The sequence below is a fragment of the uncultured Gimesia sp. genome (assembly GCF_963972345.1).
In the GTDB taxonomy this organism is placed as follows: domain Bacteria; phylum Planctomycetota; class Planctomycetia; order Planctomycetales; family Planctomycetaceae; genus Gimesia.
The window spans coordinates 1-16,854 of record NZ_CAXAVM010000155.1 but is presented as its reverse complement, the minus strand read 5'-3'; the positions used below and the strand labels follow the sequence as shown (position 1 = coordinate 16,854).

12 protein-coding genes and 1 pseudogene are annotated in these 16,854 nt (G+C 49.7%); 9 read left to right on the top strand and 4 right to left on the bottom strand.

The window, feature by feature from the left end; all coding sequences use genetic code 11:
• The first annotated feature begins 96 nt into the window (after window positions 1-96).
• Window positions 97-2,400, top strand: coding sequence for a hypothetical protein (locus tag AACZ40_RS21285; RefSeq protein ID WP_291166963.1), 2,304 nt, complete (start codon window positions 97-99; stop codon window positions 2,398-2,400).
• Between the two features lie 100 nt (window positions 2,401-2,500).
• Here AACZ40_RS21285 and AACZ40_RS21280 read toward each other — a convergent pair whose 3' ends face one another.
• Window positions 2,501-3,712 carry a hypothetical protein gene (locus AACZ40_RS21280; protein ID WP_339675764.1) on the bottom strand — a complete coding sequence of 404 codons (1,212 nt, stop codon included), beginning with the start codon at window positions 3,710-3,712 and terminating at the stop codon, window positions 2,501-2,503.
• A gap of 336 nt (window positions 3,713-4,048) precedes the next feature.
• Between AACZ40_RS21280 and AACZ40_RS21275 the strand changes: the two genes are divergently transcribed.
• Window positions 4,049-4,501, top strand: a complete 453-nt coding sequence (locus AACZ40_RS21275; RefSeq protein WP_291166959.1) for a GNAT family N-acetyltransferase — start codon at window positions 4,049-4,051, stop codon at window positions 4,499-4,501.
• 94 nt (window positions 4,502-4,595) lie between these two features.
• On the top strand, window positions 4,596-5,321 hold the full coding sequence (locus tag AACZ40_RS21270; protein ID WP_291166957.1) for a creatininase family protein: 726 nt from the start codon (window positions 4,596-4,598) through the stop codon (window positions 5,319-5,321).
• A 31-nt stretch (window positions 5,322-5,352) separates the two neighbouring features.
• Here AACZ40_RS21270 and AACZ40_RS21265 read toward each other — a convergent pair whose 3' ends face one another.
• Window positions 5,353-6,483 (bottom strand): terpene cyclase/mutase family protein, encoded by a 1,131-nt coding sequence (locus tag AACZ40_RS21265; RefSeq protein ID WP_291166955.1) that lies wholly within the window; start codon window positions 6,481-6,483, stop codon window positions 5,353-5,355.
• Window positions 6,484-6,820: 337 nt separating this feature from the next.
• Here AACZ40_RS21265 and AACZ40_RS21260 point away from each other — a divergent pair, with 337 nt between their 5' ends.
• From AACZ40_RS21260 to AACZ40_RS21235, 6 genes are all read left to right on the top strand, one after another.
• Complete coding sequence (locus AACZ40_RS21260) at window positions 6,821-7,717, top strand: RDD family protein (RefSeq protein ID WP_291166953.1); 897 nt, start codon at window positions 6,821-6,823, stop codon at window positions 7,715-7,717.
• Window positions 7,710-8,798 carry a stage II sporulation protein M gene (locus AACZ40_RS21255; protein WP_291166952.1) on the top strand — a complete coding sequence of 363 codons (1,089 nt, stop codon included), beginning with the start codon at window positions 7,710-7,712 and terminating at the stop codon, window positions 8,796-8,798. Before AACZ40_RS21260 ends, AACZ40_RS21255 begins: the two co-directional genes overlap by 8 nt.
• Window positions 8,795-9,715 carry a hypothetical protein gene (locus AACZ40_RS21250; RefSeq protein WP_291166951.1) on the top strand — a complete coding sequence of 307 codons (921 nt, stop codon included), beginning with the start codon at window positions 8,795-8,797 and terminating at the stop codon, window positions 9,713-9,715. The genes AACZ40_RS21255 and AACZ40_RS21250 overlap by 4 nt, the downstream gene beginning before the upstream one ends.
• Complete coding sequence (locus tag AACZ40_RS21245; protein WP_291166950.1) at window positions 9,712-10,506, top strand: hypothetical protein; 795 nt, start codon at window positions 9,712-9,714, stop codon at window positions 10,504-10,506. The genes AACZ40_RS21250 and AACZ40_RS21245 overlap by 4 nt, the downstream gene beginning before the upstream one ends.
• Window positions 10,478-11,749 (top strand): DUF4350 domain-containing protein, encoded by a 1,272-nt coding sequence (locus tag AACZ40_RS21240; protein ID WP_291166948.1) that lies wholly within the window; start codon window positions 10,478-10,480, stop codon window positions 11,747-11,749. Before AACZ40_RS21245 ends, AACZ40_RS21240 begins: the two co-directional genes overlap by 29 nt.
• 137 nt (window positions 11,750-11,886) lie before the next feature.
• Window positions 11,887-12,237, top strand: coding sequence for a Rieske (2Fe-2S) protein (locus AACZ40_RS21235; RefSeq protein ID WP_291166946.1), 351 nt, complete (start codon window positions 11,887-11,889; stop codon window positions 12,235-12,237).
• Here AACZ40_RS21235 and AACZ40_RS21230 read toward each other — a convergent pair.
• Window positions 12,229-12,912, bottom strand: coding sequence for a metal-dependent hydrolase (locus AACZ40_RS21230; protein WP_291166944.1), 684 nt, complete (start codon window positions 12,910-12,912; stop codon window positions 12,229-12,231). The two genes, AACZ40_RS21235 and AACZ40_RS21230, sit on opposite strands and share 9 nt — an antisense overlap.
• A 75-nt stretch (window positions 12,913-12,987) precedes the next feature.
• Window positions 12,988-16,854, bottom strand: a pseudogene (locus AACZ40_RS21225) (hypothetical protein); the annotation flags it as partial.

Here is a 16,854-nt window from a genome sequence, read left to right as displayed (position 1 = left end):
TGTTTAATATCCATCAACATTTGTAGGGATTTCGTATAAAACCGGAATATAGACCCTTTTTTGAGATCACCTGTACTTTACCCTTTGAGGAATAATATGTTTTCAATTTCGCGCACTGGCCTGCTGCTGCTGTGTCTGATCATGATTTCGGTTGGCTGTCAGAAAGCCTCCGATCCAGCCACTGATACTCAATCCTCTTCGTCCGATGCATCGACTGCTGATGTCGAAACCCCGCAAGCAAATGCGAAAACACCCCAAATGGCATCAAAAGAGGGTGGCGATAAAAAAACGGAAAAGGAAGAACCCGAGCCTTTCGAGCTACCCAAAACAGTCAAAGGAAACTGGGTTCTCATGCTGCCTCAGCAGCAGCAACTGATGCCGCTTTATCTTTTCAAAATCACGCCCCCCAATGAAGCGGGCAAGTCCGAAAAGAAAGCAGATAAAACAGCAGATAAAACAGCAGAAAAAGCGGATGAAAAAGCTGACGCCAAGACAGAATCCGTTGTCCTGCTTTCCCGAGGTGCGGAAGTTTTACCTGCGAAAATCCTGTCTTCCACTACAACCGCGGAAACTGTTGAGTTTGACGAAAGCCTGATCAACGAAGGGGAAGAAATCATTCGGTTGAACTTTCAAGGGACGCTCAACAAAGGCGCCATCATGGGAAACATTTCCTTTAACGGTGAAAATTGTGTCCCCGCGCTTTTGCTGCCTACTAAGGAAAAAGACCTGTCAAATATTAAAGAGCCACTGCCAGCTCCCGGATTTCAGGAATTCATGCAGGCAATGCAGTCAGAAGACCCTTACAAGGGACTGAATGAATTCACTCAAAATGAACGAATGAAAACGGTTCCCGTGGCTCTGGATGCCTATACCCGTCTGATCGCTGTTGCACTCAGTCAGAATAAAGATGCCAAAACCGTTGAAGAGATCGTCAATCGCTATATCGAAACATCCGGAACCTGGGGCAAACGACTCCAGGTGAATGCCATGGTCAGCTCCGGTTCCATGCTGGCACGTAGTGAAACGGATGCGAATATCGCAACTCAATATCTGGACCAGGCAGAAAAAGCCATCAAGGAAGGCGTCACACCTCTGGAAGGCTGGGACACGGAAATTGCACTGGCTCGAGCACGCGTGGGTCTCAAATCCGATAATCCGGAACAGATCAAGGCAGCGGGTAAACTGCTGCAGGAAGAAATCAAAAAGCACCCGCACGACCGCGAACTGCTGACAGAACTGGTCAGCTATGAAAAGTCTCATGGCGATATCGATAAGGCCATTGAACATCTGGGATATCTGGCTGGTTCACCGCTGTCATTTCGCGAACGACAGCTGATTGCCGCTTCGAAACAGAACCCCGCAGCTGTGAAATTTGAAGATCCGCGTGAAACTTTGACATCGCTCTGGAAAAAGAAGCACGGTTCCACAGAGGGACTGGATGAATATCTCACCAAGTCTTTCCGTCGTTTTCTGGACAGTTACGTGACCAAGCAGGCAAAAGATGTTGATTTGAAAAAAGGAAACCGCGTTTCACTGATCGAACTGTTCACAGGCGCATCCTGTCCGCCGTGTGTCGCCGCTGACCTGGCGACAGGTGTCATCGAATCAGCGTTTCCCCAATCCAAGGTAATTGTGTTGCGGTATCACCAGCATATTCCTGCTCCCGATCCCCTGACCAATACCGATTCAGAAGCCCGCTTCATTCTCTACAATCATGGGGGAACCCCTTCTACCAATGTAAATGGCCAGGCAGTCCAGGGTGTCGCTGGTGGCATCGAACAGGTTGAATCATCCTACAATCAACTGCTCGAAGCTTTGATCCCGGCACTTTCTGAAAACACCGATGTAAAAATCGAATTGTCAGCATCTGCCAAAGATGGCAACCTGGTGCTGAAAGCAAATGCGACCGGTATCAAGGACATTAAAGAACCACTTCGTCTGGTAGCAGTCCTTGCAGAAGAAGAACTGATGTTTGAAGCTCCTAATGGAATCAACATTCATGACATGATTGTCCGTTCCATGTTAAGCGAACCAAATGGTTTTCCTGCCGTTGATGGGAAACTGGCTTTGGATAAAACGATTCCTCTGAGCGAATTCAAAGGCCGACTGACGGATTACCTGTCTGCCTTTGAGGAAAAATCAGGGGCTAATTTCACAGGTGCACCACTGGGACTGGAGCATCTGGAATTTGTCGTCTTCGTTCAGGGCGAGCTTTCGAAAGATGTCTTCCAGGTCGCATCTGTTCCTGTGTCCGGTACCATTGAATTCAAATCTGTCAAACCCAAAACAGAGTCAAAACCGGAAACACCCAAGCCAGAAACAGCACCTAAACCAGCCGTCAAAGCAGAAAAACCAGAATCGAAACCGGAAGCCAAACCGGAAGAAAAGAAAGATAAATAACTTTTCTTGCACGATCAGTTTGTGAATACAAAAAACAGGGCACGGATCATCCATGCCCTGTTTTTGTTCAAGCCACTTTCAGCCAGGAGACTGTTCACACTTATTCAGCGGGCGGTGTGGGAACCAGCTTCTCTTCCACAGTACCGCTGTCAGATTCTTCACTAAAGACGGGCTCACCATCCAGAATCAGTTTCGTTGTCCGCGAGGGGGTTGGCTCGCGATGAATCCGACGAAACTGGGCAGGCAGCTTTCCAATGCGGGTGTCTCGCTGATCCATGATGACTCGAGCCGCTTCCCGGACTTCGGCATCGCTCAACCGGTTCAGGTTTCCCAACTGGGCCAGGGGCTCAAGAATCCGCGTTGCTTTGGCAACCGTGCTTTCCATCAGAATCACGTCGAGCAGTTCACGTCGCATACCCTGCATCGAAGCCACCTGCTCTTTGACCTGGTCCTGAAGATCGCCGAGCACTTCCAGCGTTTCGACAGCATCAACCACACGCCCTGTTTCTGCCAGAAGTTTGGTCTGCATCGTCATCAGCGTCTGCAGATTTTCTCCAGCAACATCCACGTTCAGCTTCTCGTCAGTCAGCGTTTCCTGCAGTGATACCAGTTGCTGTGCACTCTTCCGGGCAGCCGCCAGAGGTTCTGTCTGAGCGACCAGACTGTCCTGAAGGGCAATCATCTTCTGGCTGTTTTCACGTGCCACATCCAGCTGCCGCGACTGATCGACAATTTGCTGTTTGAACTGCAGAAACTCATTGAATGCCGTTTGGGCATCTTTCATACCGCCGGTCTGGTCTGCAGCCAGCTTCTGGAGTTTAATCATCTCATCCAGAGTGGTATGGATCGCTCTGGTTTGAGTGTCCTGCGAAGCCAGCTGATCCTGCATCACCAGCATTTCATCCAGCGTACTGCGGGCCTGGGGAGTAAGCTCGCTCTGCTCCAGCACCAGCTTCTGGAACTGATTGATCTTCTGGAACGAGGCCAGCGTTTTCTCAGTCTGCTCTGATTCTGTTTCAAGCAGAATTCTCAGATCCCGGATTTCCGCGATGGCCGACTTCGCTTCTGTCAGCTGCTTCGCCTGAGAGTTGAGAACGGTCAACAGATTATTGACCTGCCAGGCACTGGTTTTTGCACCAACCAGTTTATCCATATCCTGCTGAACTGCGACCAGTTCAGTCTGCAGTTGACCGATCTGACTCAGCATCGGCCGTGCGACCATAAAATACATACCCAACAGGCCTGATGCGACTCCGACAGCGAGAATACTCCAGGTATTCTGGAATGTCGAAATACGGGCGTTGGTATCCAATCGATATTGTCGTTCCCCTGAACTTCTCAAGGCTCTATCTCCCAGCGTTATGATTAAACATGGACGTAAAACAGGCACATCCTGTGTGGTCTAGCCATGCATCCTTGCAAAACCATTTATGCTGTAATACCTAATATCGCCATATTGACATTTAAAATTACTTCTTTATTTGATAAATGCTCAAACAATTCAGAAAATTCCAGCCTCAACAATAAAAATCTGACCCCGACTGCAGTAGAGTTAATTGATCACAAACTGTTTGATACCAATGACAATGCCAGACCCTGCTATCCGCAGCAGTAGACACGAGCCATACCAAGCAAGGGCACCTTATTTATGCTGGACATCAAAATCGATCAGGCAACCCTGGAAGACTGTGACATCATTGCCGATTTTAATATTCAACTGGCTTTGGAGACAGAATCCAAACAACTGGATCCGGAACTGGTACGCACAGGGGTTCTGGAATCTCTGGGGGATGCACGAGGGTGCCAGTATTTTGTAGCCCGTTATCAGAATACAGTCGTCGGCCAGATCATGTTCACACGGGAATGGAGCGACTGGCGGAATGGTGAATTCTGGTGGTTCCAGAGTGTCTATGTCTCTCCCGACTATCGACGCCAGGGAGTCTTTCAACGCCTGTCGCAACACGTACAGTCGCTGGCAGAATCCAATCCGGATGTGGTAGGGCTCAGGCTCTACGTGGAATTAGAAAATGAACGCGCTCAATCAACCTATCGACAACTGGGCTTTGGCTTCCCCGGTTACCAGGTAATGGAAAAATGCTGAACCGGTGACCTTCCCATCCAGACTTTCGATTCTTTCTGAATTCAACTGTTTCTGAAACGTGCCTCTTACATCAACTTTATTCTCAGGTCGAACCATGACTGATCCCGCTTCTGCTCAAGAGATTCTGCTCCATAAACATACCCGCCGGGAATTTCGCGAACGAATGCAATCCGGTGAATTGAAAGCCTGCATTATTCCCGTGGCAGCAACAGAACAACATCTGGAGCACCTGGCGATGGAACACGACTGGCGGAGTGTGATGCTGGTGGCAACCGAAGCTGCCAGACTGCTCTCGCCGGAAGTGATTGTCGCCCCTTCGATGAATATTGGTATCAGCGAACATCATATGCGACACCCGGGTACCCTGACTGCACTCCCGGGCAGTTGGCTGAGTGTTTTATTTGATACCATTCGCAGTATGCATCAGGCAGGATTCACAAATATCCTGGTTTTAAATGGACATGGCGGAAATATCGCCCCCTGCCTGGGTATGTGGGGGCAGTTCCAGCAGCGACTTGAAATCAACCTGCATTTCGAATCCTATTGGAATCTGCTGCCTGAAGAAGTCGCGCTGGCAAATTTAAAAACAAAACGCTGGCCCGGTCACGCCCAGGAATTTGAGACGGCTTTCGCAATGGCCGCCTTCCCGGAGAATGTCCGCCATGATGCGATGCAGGACCAGGAAGATAAAGAACCCCTGGAAGCCACACCAGAAGCCGGCCAGAAGATGATCGACGAGATCGTGAAGCAGGTGGCAAAATATGTCGTTGGTATGATTGATGGTTCAAACATTGCCGAGATTCCCCCGTTTCATACCTGATGCATGAAACGGGGTCGCTCGAAACAGTTTTTCATTTCGCAGGCTGACAGTAAGACAATGCCAGCAGCGCGTATGCGGTCGCCAGATTCGGATCTGATTCGTACCAGCGTTTCTGCTTATTGGTCCAGCTGCCATTCTCCTGTTGCAGGCTGGTCAGCCGTTCGATCAGTTCAGCCCGCCAATTATGTTGCGTACCTTCAGCATCTATAAACTGATCTACTTTCATCGCATCCAGAGCTTTGGCAAATGTATGAAAGTAATAGTACAGTCCCATCGATTCCATACCGGGGTTTTCTTTCAGCGTGTAATGACGACGAATCCATTCATTTGCTGCTTTTACCCGTTTGTCATCTTCATCGACGCCGGCATATATCATACTTTTCAGGCCGGCATAGGTCATACTGCCATAGGATCGCAGTCCCCCATCGGGTGTTTTCCCGGCCTGTGATGTTCCACCAGCAGCGGGAGTGTAATAGAAGCCGCCATCATCAATTTTAGAGGCAAACGGAGTCGTATTGTATTCGGACTCCAAGTTTTGCGTTCGGGATACAAAGATCAGCGCTTTCTGAATCGCTGGATCATCTGCTTTGGCACCCGCTTGATGTAAGGCTTCGATCAGAAATTGCGTATTCGATAAATCAGGGCGTGAATGTCCGCCGTAACCGGCACCGCCATAAGCGGTATCTGAAGTCTCGATCCCTTCACCTTCATCCCACTGTAAACCTCTTAAGAATTTTTCGGCGTTCTTGATCGTACTGTCATAGCGGCCTTCTTTGTTGGCAGCATGAAATGCCATGATGGAGATGCAGGTTTCGTAGTTGCGATGATTACTTTTTTCATAATACACGCCGCCATCTTTCTGGACATAACCTTCCAATCGTTTGAGTGCTTTCGCAACAACAGGATCACTGGCGGGTACACCACTCTCCAGCAGAGCCGTGGTCACCAGCGCACTGATCCCGGGAACGGTCTCTGTAGTCCAGAGCCCGTCTTCCAGCTGGCTGTTTTTGAGGAAGTTGACCCCCTGCTTCTGGATTTTTTTCAGTTGCTGCTGTTTCGCTGCCGACAACGGTGAGTCCGCTGCCTGGCTGGTTCCTGCACAAACCATGAACAGCAGCATCCAGAAACCGGTGGTCCTCAGGATGTGGTTATAAGTGGGCATTAATGTTTCCTCTCTCAGTCACAATCGACTTATCAAATATGAAATGCGTACCATCAATCGCGAACTGCTTCTCGGTGGAATAAGCGAACCGAATTCCAGCTTTCCCACGGCAACCGAGATGATTCAAGCGGATGATACGCCACGTGTTTGCCCGTCTGTTACAGCTTGATTATATCCATCAGGTTGACTGTAAGAAAACCGTGATTACCGGTTTTGATAAAAATTCATCTTTGTATAGATAACGCGGCTGACTATGACTTATAATCAATGAGCCCGCCAGAGTCTTCAAAGGGTTCCTGTTTCACCGTTTACCAGCAAGATCCAGCAGCAGCCTGATATGGAATCGACGATCACCTTAAACGAAACCAATCCCGTCTCAGCCGAATACCCGGAGTCCTTCCAGCAGGGTGAAAGATCGCTTCTCGGATTGGAAATGCAGGTGGAGACCCCGGAAAACGTGGTACTGTCATATCAGCTCGCCGGTCCATCACAACGTTACGTCGCCTACCTGATTGATTTCATGATTCGGTCGATCATGCTCGTCGGAATTTTAATTTTTTTCATTGCCCCCCTGTCGGGTGTGATGATGCCCGGTGCGATGATGGGGCTGTTCCTTGTGATCATGTTTCTCAACACCTGGGGCTACTACACCATCTCCGAAACGTTCTTCAAAGGCAAATCCATTGGTAAACATGCCTGTGGTCTGCGCGTCATTCGAGAGGGGGGATACCCGATTACCTTCTGGCCTTCGCTGTTGAGAAATCTGGCTCGTAGCGCTGACTCAATCATTCTGTACGGTGTTGGCGTGACCTCCATGTTATTGACACGCCGTTTTCAGAGACTGGGGGATCTGGTAGCGGGTACAGTCGTGATCCAGGAACGTTCTCTTACTCTGCCTCGAAAGCCGATTATTTTAAATAAGATCAAGCCGCTCGATAAAAATGAGATTGGCAGCTTTCTTCCCCGCGATGAAGTTCTCTCATTGATTGATGAATTTATCGGCCGTCGACATGTACTCACTTACGAACGGGGACATGCACTGGCATCTCAGTTGGCTCAGCGACTGGCAAAACGACTGCAATATTCAGGAGATGAGAAAAAAGTCTCTCAGTACCCGATGGCGTTTCTGGCTTCCGTATATAAAACATTCAGCTTCGGTCAGACAGTCGAAGAACAGGAACTAGTGGACGAATACCAAAAACGGTCTGCTTCAGAGGGGGAGTTTTATGAATAAGCACAAATTCATTCAACAGCGTCGACCTCACTGGATCAAGTTCGAGAAATTTCTGAGAGAGGCTTCCAGTAAATCCCTCTCCAAACTTCCTGCAGACAAGATCTCCACTTTTTCCCAGTTGCTGCGTGAAATATCACACGATCTGGCCACCATCCGCTCCCGTGGCTGGGGGCACGAGTTGATTTCCTATCTGAACGATCTGGCAGCCCGCGGTCATAACCTGTTTTACAGCGCTCCCCCTGCTAATATCGCCGGGGTGTATCGCTATCTGGCTTTTGAGTTTCCGAGACTGTTTCGGGCAAATATCGGGTATTTTCTGACTGCCTGCCTGCTGTTTTTCGTGCCAATGAGCGTGAGCTGGTGCGTGATCCAGAATAATCCCGAACTGGCATCGCGCATCATTCCGGAAGAATATCTGACTCGATTTGACCAGATGTATGGCGAAGAAGGTGGTCTCAACTCTGACACTGAAAACCAGACTGAGAACCATGAAGAGGCAGAGGAATCAGAAGAACCCGAAACCGGTTCTTTTGGTGATCAGCGTGCAGCCATGGCAGGTTTTTATATCAACAATAATGTGGGGATCGCACTCAAATGCTTCGCCCTGGGTGTGCTGTTAGGCATCGGTACGGTTTATACGCTGTTATTTAATGGAATCTTTCTGGGAGCCGTCTCGGGATATATTATCAGCCAGGGAAATGGCGAACGATTTTTAAGCTTTGTCATTTCCCATGGGTCCTTCGAATTGACGGCAATTGCTGTTGCCGGAGGCGCAGGACTGATGCTGGGGAATGCTATCATCCATCCTGGACAGCGTACCCGTTTTCAGTCACTCCAGGTACGAGGCCTGGAAGCTGTTCAAATTGCTGGCGGAGCGGCTGCCATGCTGGTTATTGCAGCCATGATTGAAGCGTTCTGGTCCCCTGCGGACTTTCCGAACGAAGTGAAATATCTTGTCGGCAGTGGCTTGTGGCTGATTGTATTCTGCTATCTGGCTTTCGCCGGATTACAGGCAGACAATCGTTTGCCACGCCAACACAGCTTGAGTATTTCACCCCGGAAGGGAGATCCGCCTCAATGAGATTTCACCGGATGAATGTGGCGCTGGTCCCCAGGAATTCCTTTAACTGCCTGGACCTGGCAATCCGCTTCTATGGACGTTTTCTGATTCCCGTTCTCAAGCTGTGGGCGGTGGTCGCTTTACCTGCCTGTCTGCTGGTATATCTGCTCAGTTATTATTTTCTGATCGAAATGAAAACTGCTGTCACCGTTGCTTATTTTGCATCCAGCCCCCTGGGTGTTCTGCTCACCTGGAATTCTGCCTTATTCACATTCGGAAATACACAAGGGATGGCAAGTCTGAATCGACAGTTCCAGCCCCGCATGATTCCACTTATGCTGCGCTGTCTGCTTGACCGGGCGCTGTTGTTTATCGGCCCGGCACTACTGTTCTATACCGACACCTTTGGGACGAGTATGCTGGGAATCCTTTACCTGTTTTTCCCCGGGATCTGGCTGGTATTACGAAACGGGTTTCGAGTGGAACAGGCTGCTTTGAAGTATATCGGAATTGCGGCACAGGAAGAGAACTCCCATGACCACCGGACCAAGGATCTGATCTCGACGCATTTCAGCACCCTGTTCTGGCGCGGCTTATGGACTTTTTTCTTCTGTTATCTGCTGACATGCATCCTGTTTATTACATTCGACTACCTCTGTTACACCCTGCTGGAAATTAATATCCTGATCGGGCAGATGCCATATGCGTTTGATCCGGACAATATCGGGGACCCCATTTCCAATGCTCTGCTGTTGATAAGTACCGATCCCCGGGTTTTAACGGTCTTTATCGGCTTCATTCTGCTGATTTACCCCATCGGTCGTCTCGCCTGGTTTTTCACCTATATTGATCTACGCGTTCGCTACGACTGCTGGGATATGGAATTACGAATGAACGAAGTTTCGCAGAGACTGACCAGGAGAGAGGCAGTGCTATGAACGGTCCATCTGGCTCGATTCGAAACAGCTTCCGGAAGCTGGTACTGGTATTTCTCTGCCTGACGGGGTATGTGCCTCCCGTTTTCTCTCAGCCGCCTGAAGTAGATTCGATTGATATGTCCTCACCAGACCAGGTCATGCTGAAAGAGGATATGAAAGAGATACTCAGCCGAACTGAATTTCGCCATCTGACAAGAGAACGGGATATCACGAAAGATGCACCTTTTGAGCTGGATGAACTGTTTAAACAAGAGCCTGAAACTGAGCTACAAGAGCCCTCTGATCCCGTTTTTGGTGCATTGATTGGAAATGTACTGCAGTTTCTGGCTTACGTCAGTGTCATTGTCACATGTGGTCTGATTCTCTACCTGCTGGTTCGTTCCCTGAGAAGCCTGGAACGGAAAGGGAAATCGACAAAACCCGCCGTCAATCCGGATCTGCAAGGTAGTCTCACTCTGGACGAAATCGTCTCTCCAGCAGAGCGCGAATCTTCTCTCTACCTGCAACGTGCGCAAGCGCTGGCACAGGAAGGCGATTACCATAACGCCATCATCCAGCTGCTGTATGGCTCCATGAGCTATATTGAGCGGTCAGGCTGGATCCGTTTTCGTAAAGGTTTAACCTATCGAGATTATATCCGTGCTGCACGGCCTCATTGCTTGCCCGGCGATTCGCTGCGGCAGATGATTCGAACTTATGAACCATTGGGTTTTGGCCGACGTCAGGCCACCCGCGAACACTTTGAAAGTACATTGAAACATTATGAATCAGCCTTCCAGAAACAAGCGTGAGCGAAGAAACGCCGGCTGGGTCTGGCTGTTTTTTCTCTGTCTGCTCATTCCCCTGCATCTCTGGTTTCCAGAACTGGGCACCGGCGCGCTCGACGATACATACAGTGCGTCAGCCAGTGGAAAGAAAGCGTTTTTTCTGTTACTCGAAATGGAGTCCTACAATACGGAACGAAACCGAGTTCCAATCTCCGTGTTTCTGCAGTCTTTAGATTATGATGAAACCCTCTGCCTGCTGGGTCCCGCCCGCTATCCCAGTCCCCAGGAATGGTCTGCCATCCTGTCCTGGGTAGAAGAGGGCGGTCATCTGGTTATGACAGCGAATCAGTCACATCCAGAATTCGAAATCGAGGCGCTGAATATTCAGGTGCAGTATCTGGATGAAACAGAACGGGTAAATCTGCCTGTCGTAAAAACTGAAAAACAGGGAACAGAAGCAGACAAAGATGATGAGAAGAAAATCGATTCTTCTGACCTGCTGGAAATTCTGAAGGATAAACACAGCCTGCTGGAGGGACAGGCGACGACTGTATTCCCGGATGCCCCCTCAATTATCTGGCAGACAAATGCCCGGATAATCTCTGAATCAGGTCAGAAACTCATTTCCGTTGGTGAAACACAACAGGCAATCCGACAGAAATTTGGTGAAGGAGAAATCGTTGTCGCAGCTTCCTCTAAAATATTCTCAAACCAGTCAATGATTGATGGAGGCAGTGTTCCCGCCTTTCGGCTGATTGAATCAGCTGGAGCGCCTGATTTTTTCGTTGTCGACGAATCCCTGAATGCTTCCGGAACCTCTAAGGTTGTCGCGTTACTGATCGACCCCACTTTCCGCCCGTTGACAATTCAACTGCTGATCACTTTATTGATTTTCGGCTGGTGGCATAGCACGCGATTCGGTCCCATTCTCTCTTCCCATATCCTGCCACGACATAATATCGTTTCCCATACAGACAATGTCGGGAATCTGCATTTCAAAAATGGAAATGGCCGCGCCCTGCTGTATTCCTATCTCAAACAGTTATTTACCGAACTCCACCTGAGACAGTTTCGCGGAAAAGAACATCGTGTGATTGACCCGATTGCGCGGCGGATGAATACCGATCCCGAACAAATCACCGACTTCCTGAAGCAGGCTTCCGCACTTGCAAAATCCAAAAAGATCAAACGGCATCAGATGGGTGACCTGATTCGCAGACTGGCCGAAATTCGACAGGCGGCCCGGCACGGGAAACAGCAGGGATAAACTGGAGATGCCTGGTTCCGGGTTCTGATCCGTTCCGGTTTATCTTGAGCGAGAGACTGACTATAATTCCCCTCTTCTGGCAGTCTCAGGACACCTGTCAGTTCATTTCGAACCAGATGCCGCAGAAAGTAGATTTAGTGACCACTTACCATACCATCGCGAAAACCGGTACCATTCCTGAAGGAGAAGGCCGGGCTTTTCATGTCGAAGGGCTGATGATTGCCGTCTTTCTCAAAGAAGGTCAATACACGGCCATCAATGACTTCTGCCCCCACCAGGGCGCGCCCCTCTCCACCGGTTATGTGGATGAACAGGGAGCTGTGACCTGTCCGTGGCATGCCTGGCGATTCTGTATCAAAGAGGGCACCTGGCTGGACAATCCCAAATCCAAACTGCAGGTGCCGGTCTACCCGGTGCGCATTGAAGGCGATGAAATACAGGTCGGCCTGGATCTGGAGAAAGATGAAATATCACCTTCCTCAGAGTGAGCAGGATCCACCCGGATCCAGCACCACTGGTTCCGCAGCAGTCTGTCCGCGAATCTGATCGGCCCATGCGGAAGCATCCTGTTCTATGAGCGGCCAGGTATTATAATGCATGGGTAATACCCGCTTTGGTTGAATCAGTTTTGTTGCCTTGACCGAGTCTGCCGGCCCCATGGTGAAATTATCACCAATGGGTAGAATCGCCAGATCAATGCCTTCTTCACCGATCAACTTCATGTCATAAAACAAACCGGTGTCCGCCGCGAAGTAAATGGTTCCGCCGTCCAGTTTCAACAGGATACCACAGGGACTCCCTCCGTTACTTCCGTCCGGCAGCATGGAACCATGATGGGCAATTGTCAGCTTGACTGTCCCAAAGTCGTATTGGTGTGCCCCGCCGATATGCTGCGGATGCACGTTTTCAATTCCCTGCTTTCCCATCCATTCAATGATCTCAAAGTTGGCAATCACCAATGCACCGGTCCGTTTGGCAATATCGACCGTATCGCCAACATGGTCACCATGACCGTGGCTGACTATAATGGCATCGGCTTCAACCGTTGCCGCTTCCAGGATGGCAGAAGGATTTCCGGTGAAAAATGGATCCAGCAGGATAGTTTTACCAGCGGTTTCTATCTGAAAGGACGAATGCCCCAGCCAGGTGATTTTTGTCGTCATAATTGCCTCTGAGATGGGAGTGCTGAATGAAGTTCATTTGCTTAACAGCAAGATACAACAGATCAACAAACAATTTCAAGCGGTTCGCTTTACATACAGGCAAGACAGGCAGATTGCACCGATCAGAAAGCAGGCTATGGCAAAGCTGGCAATCCCACCAGCCAGGAATAACCAGCCGACCAGACCGATCACCACCAGAGTGATTCCCAGCCATTTTTGTGCTGCCTCTGATCGAACAATCCGAGGCAGTCCCCAGAGCAAGGCAACCAGGATTACAATCCAGACGACCGTCCATATCAACGCAGCGCCAAACTCCAAAGTATTATCGGGTCGCACATCTAGTGCCAAACGAGGTTGACCGCTGATTTTTTTGAATTCGAGTTTGTGTCCCTGCAATGGAATATCAAATTCCAACGATATCCCACCCGCCTGTGTCCAGCCTTCCAGTGGATTCTGTTGCGACTGCGATTTTCCACTTGATGATTTTCGTTTCTCATTCAGGGGTTCTGAAGCCGACAGAACGCCCCCACCTATTCCACCACCGGTAAGTGGTTTACGTTGAGGATCATAGGCATCTGCCAATGACTCTTCCACATCATTCAATTGATTCCAGACGTTGCTTTCATTATTGTCAGCTATGGCATTGTTGGCTGCTCCCCGTCGCAGGAACATTGATTTGTATTTCATAGTTTCGGCCACAGGATTCTGAGGATCAAGTTCTTTTGCCTGTTTCGCGATCGCTTCCGCTTCTTCATAGCGTCGCTGATCAACCGAATCATTAAATTTCTCAACCAGCGCTTCCAACGTTCTGGATTTCGCTGATTCAGTGCGGGCCTGCGATTGCATTTCAGGTAGCCCGAGTTTCTTTTCTTCCTGCAATGGTCTCATCTGTGATTGCAGTTGGTCAGTCGTATTCTGCAGGCTCTGCTGGCGTCGGAGCGCACGGCTATCAACGCCATTCACGTCAACGCCGAAAGAATCAACTGGTTTGGGCATATTTTTTGAACCGATACCTCGAATAGTATGACTTTTCAAACTCTTGGAACTTCCTAATGGAAGATTCGGCGGTCCTGGTTGCCCGATGGGAGTCCCTGCCTGCTGTAACCCCCATTGTGAGGACTGATTCTGTGACCTGTTCGCTTCAAACAGTGCAGCATTATTTCCGATGACCAGCTGATTGAAAGTCTCTTCCGAATCGAAATCAACTTGACCATCTGCATTCGCATCCTTAGCTTCACCTAACAGTTTTTCTTTCTGGGCTTGTCGCTGCTGCTCCTTTAACTGAATCTCACTGATCTGCTGTTTGATTCGCTGGCCCTGTTGCCCCTGCTGTAATCCGGAATCTAATTTCTTTTCCAGCTGTTTCAGGTTGGTGATCGCACGGCTGCGAACGCGATCACTTTTACTGCTGCTGTAAACCGAATACAGGTTCTCTACATCCTTCACCATGCTGGTCAGCGATGTGTCTTCCTGAGCCTGATGAGATTCAACAGGAGTCATGTTAGTGCGTGGATCATCCAGCCGGGGAGTGGCAGAATAATCATCCGGGATATACACGTTCCATCGGGTCTGTGCGACCGGAATACCATATTCCGCATTTTCCGCAGGCAGCACCACCTGGGGTGGTTGTAGATCAATCACATCCGCCTGCCAGCGAAATGCGCCCTGGGGCAAGGGCTTGGACAACCGCCCTGAGAGAACCAGATTCACCCCAAATGAGAGATCGGCGGCACTCGTTTTGGGAAGTGCCAGCAGATAGATCTGTTGTTCGCTACCTGCTTTCTCTGTTTCCTGTTTCAAGAGTACCGGAGCCACGGGAACATTTTTAACGAACGCGCTCAGAATTTGAGACTTCTCAGGAATCCGTATCGCCAGAAACTGACGAGATCGATTGCGAATCCGATATTCAGCATGCGTTTTCCAGCTGCCGTCATGTGCCAGCACTGTGGTCAGTTCCGACAGGTTTACGGCGGCAGCAGCTCCCTGGTCCGATTGAAACTGTTGAATCTGAAACTGAGGGGGATTTGCCGTCTCGATGATACGTGCCAGCAGCATCGCCTGATTGGCCAGGGAGTCAATAATCTGCAAGGGCATTTCATCCCGGCTGACGGAGACCACACTCTCCGGATTCATCAGGGAGAGTCGAGCCCAGGAATGATTTACCATCATCAGATAATGCTGTTGTGTTTCCAGTTCCGTGGTTTGCGGATCAACCAGCCCACTGGTGTTCATCACACGCACCCGGGGAATATCAATCTGCTCTGACGCTGGAGGGGACTGCGTAGATTCCGCCGTGATGAAGTAAGCTCCCTCTACGGAATTCTGCAAATGAACGGTCCATTGCACAACGGCATCACCAATGACCCGTTTATCTACCTGGCGAATTCCATCGCCGCGAAAATCAAGATGCTCACCCAGTTCCAGAGGCGTCGTAAATGACAGAGTGTCTGTCGCCGCTCCCTGAATCGACCAGCGAATCGCGACGGTATGACTTACCGAAACATTTCCGACCGTGGTCATTACCAGGGAATTGGCTGTAATGGATGGTTGTGCCGGCACCAGATCCAGTTTGATCCATTCAGGCAACTCTGCTGTAGAACGAAACGCAAATTGGGGTAAACGAGACTGCTGTGACCTCATATCCGCCGGCAACTCTTCCGCAGAAATGGCACGCCAGTCTTCCAGTTCGGGCGCACGGGCCACCAGAGAATCATCACACCAGATTGCCAGATCACTGCGCACTGCAGAGACTTCCAGAGGCGTCAAAATCATTACTTCTGCTTTACTCTGACTGGCATCCCGCGGAATGACCCCTTCACAGACAATTTCTACCTGATCGGTTTTGAGCTCTGCAAATTCAACGACCAGAACACGCATGTCATCCGCATTCTGTTCAATCACGTACCAGTCATCCATGCCCGTGGCAGTCACATTTAGTACCAGGTAGGATTCTGGCAATTCCAGGACAAACGTGGATTCCGGAATCCCTTTCAACTGATATCGAATTCGACTGGAAAGGCTTATCTTACGAGGTGAGACAAAAACGGAATGTTCGGCAATTGCCTGCTTATCAGATTGACGTCGTGACAGGGAGAATTCCAGCGAGAGAGGTCGGCGGGAGAATCGATAAGCCCACTGCGGCTTCAGCGCCAGCCCATCGACTTTCCAATCCGAGGTTGATGTCTCCGGATTATTAAACTGGGCAGTATCAATCTGAATTGCACCACTGATTTTTTCAGGGCGTATCTGGAACTGAGACTGAGCGTATACGCCAATCGTTCCATTTTCATTTGTCACATTTTCTGGAACAACTTGAGGTAGTTCCAGTTTGCGGGACTGTTTCCCGACTGACAGAGATTGAAACGCAATCAATTTGATACTGGTCGTTTCTTTGATATCTCGTCGCAGAAAGACTTTGATCTGACGGGCTGCGCCGCTCCCCATGATCTCCCAGCCGCCCACATCAGGACCGGTAATCGATTGAATTTGCAGGTCTTCGGAGATTTTTAAAATCGCCTGGTTGATCTGACCCTGGCGAACCCGAAATTGATGCGTGCTCTGAAGTTGCACACCGGCATCCTGAATCAAAACTGCCTGCGTTGTCTGACATTGGATAATGCCCTGAATGGCGCCCCGCTCTTCGGCTGGTCTCCAGGCAATCTGGATGTCTCCGCCCTCGTCGATCGGCAGTTCGAGAGTCGCTTTGTCCGCTGCTTTCACTTTGCGATACGTTGTACGAATTCCGGTCACGCTGATTTCTGCATCCGGGCTGGGAAGATTTACCGTCAATCGTCCACTGGCTACAGGATGAAGGTTCAACTGAAAGTTGCCGGATGATCCGGTCTGTTGGGCGGGCAGATCAAATTCCAGATCCAGAAGGTGCAATCCCGTTTTGGTAACCACGAAGGAATAAACATTTTCTGCAACGAATTTTGTCGCATT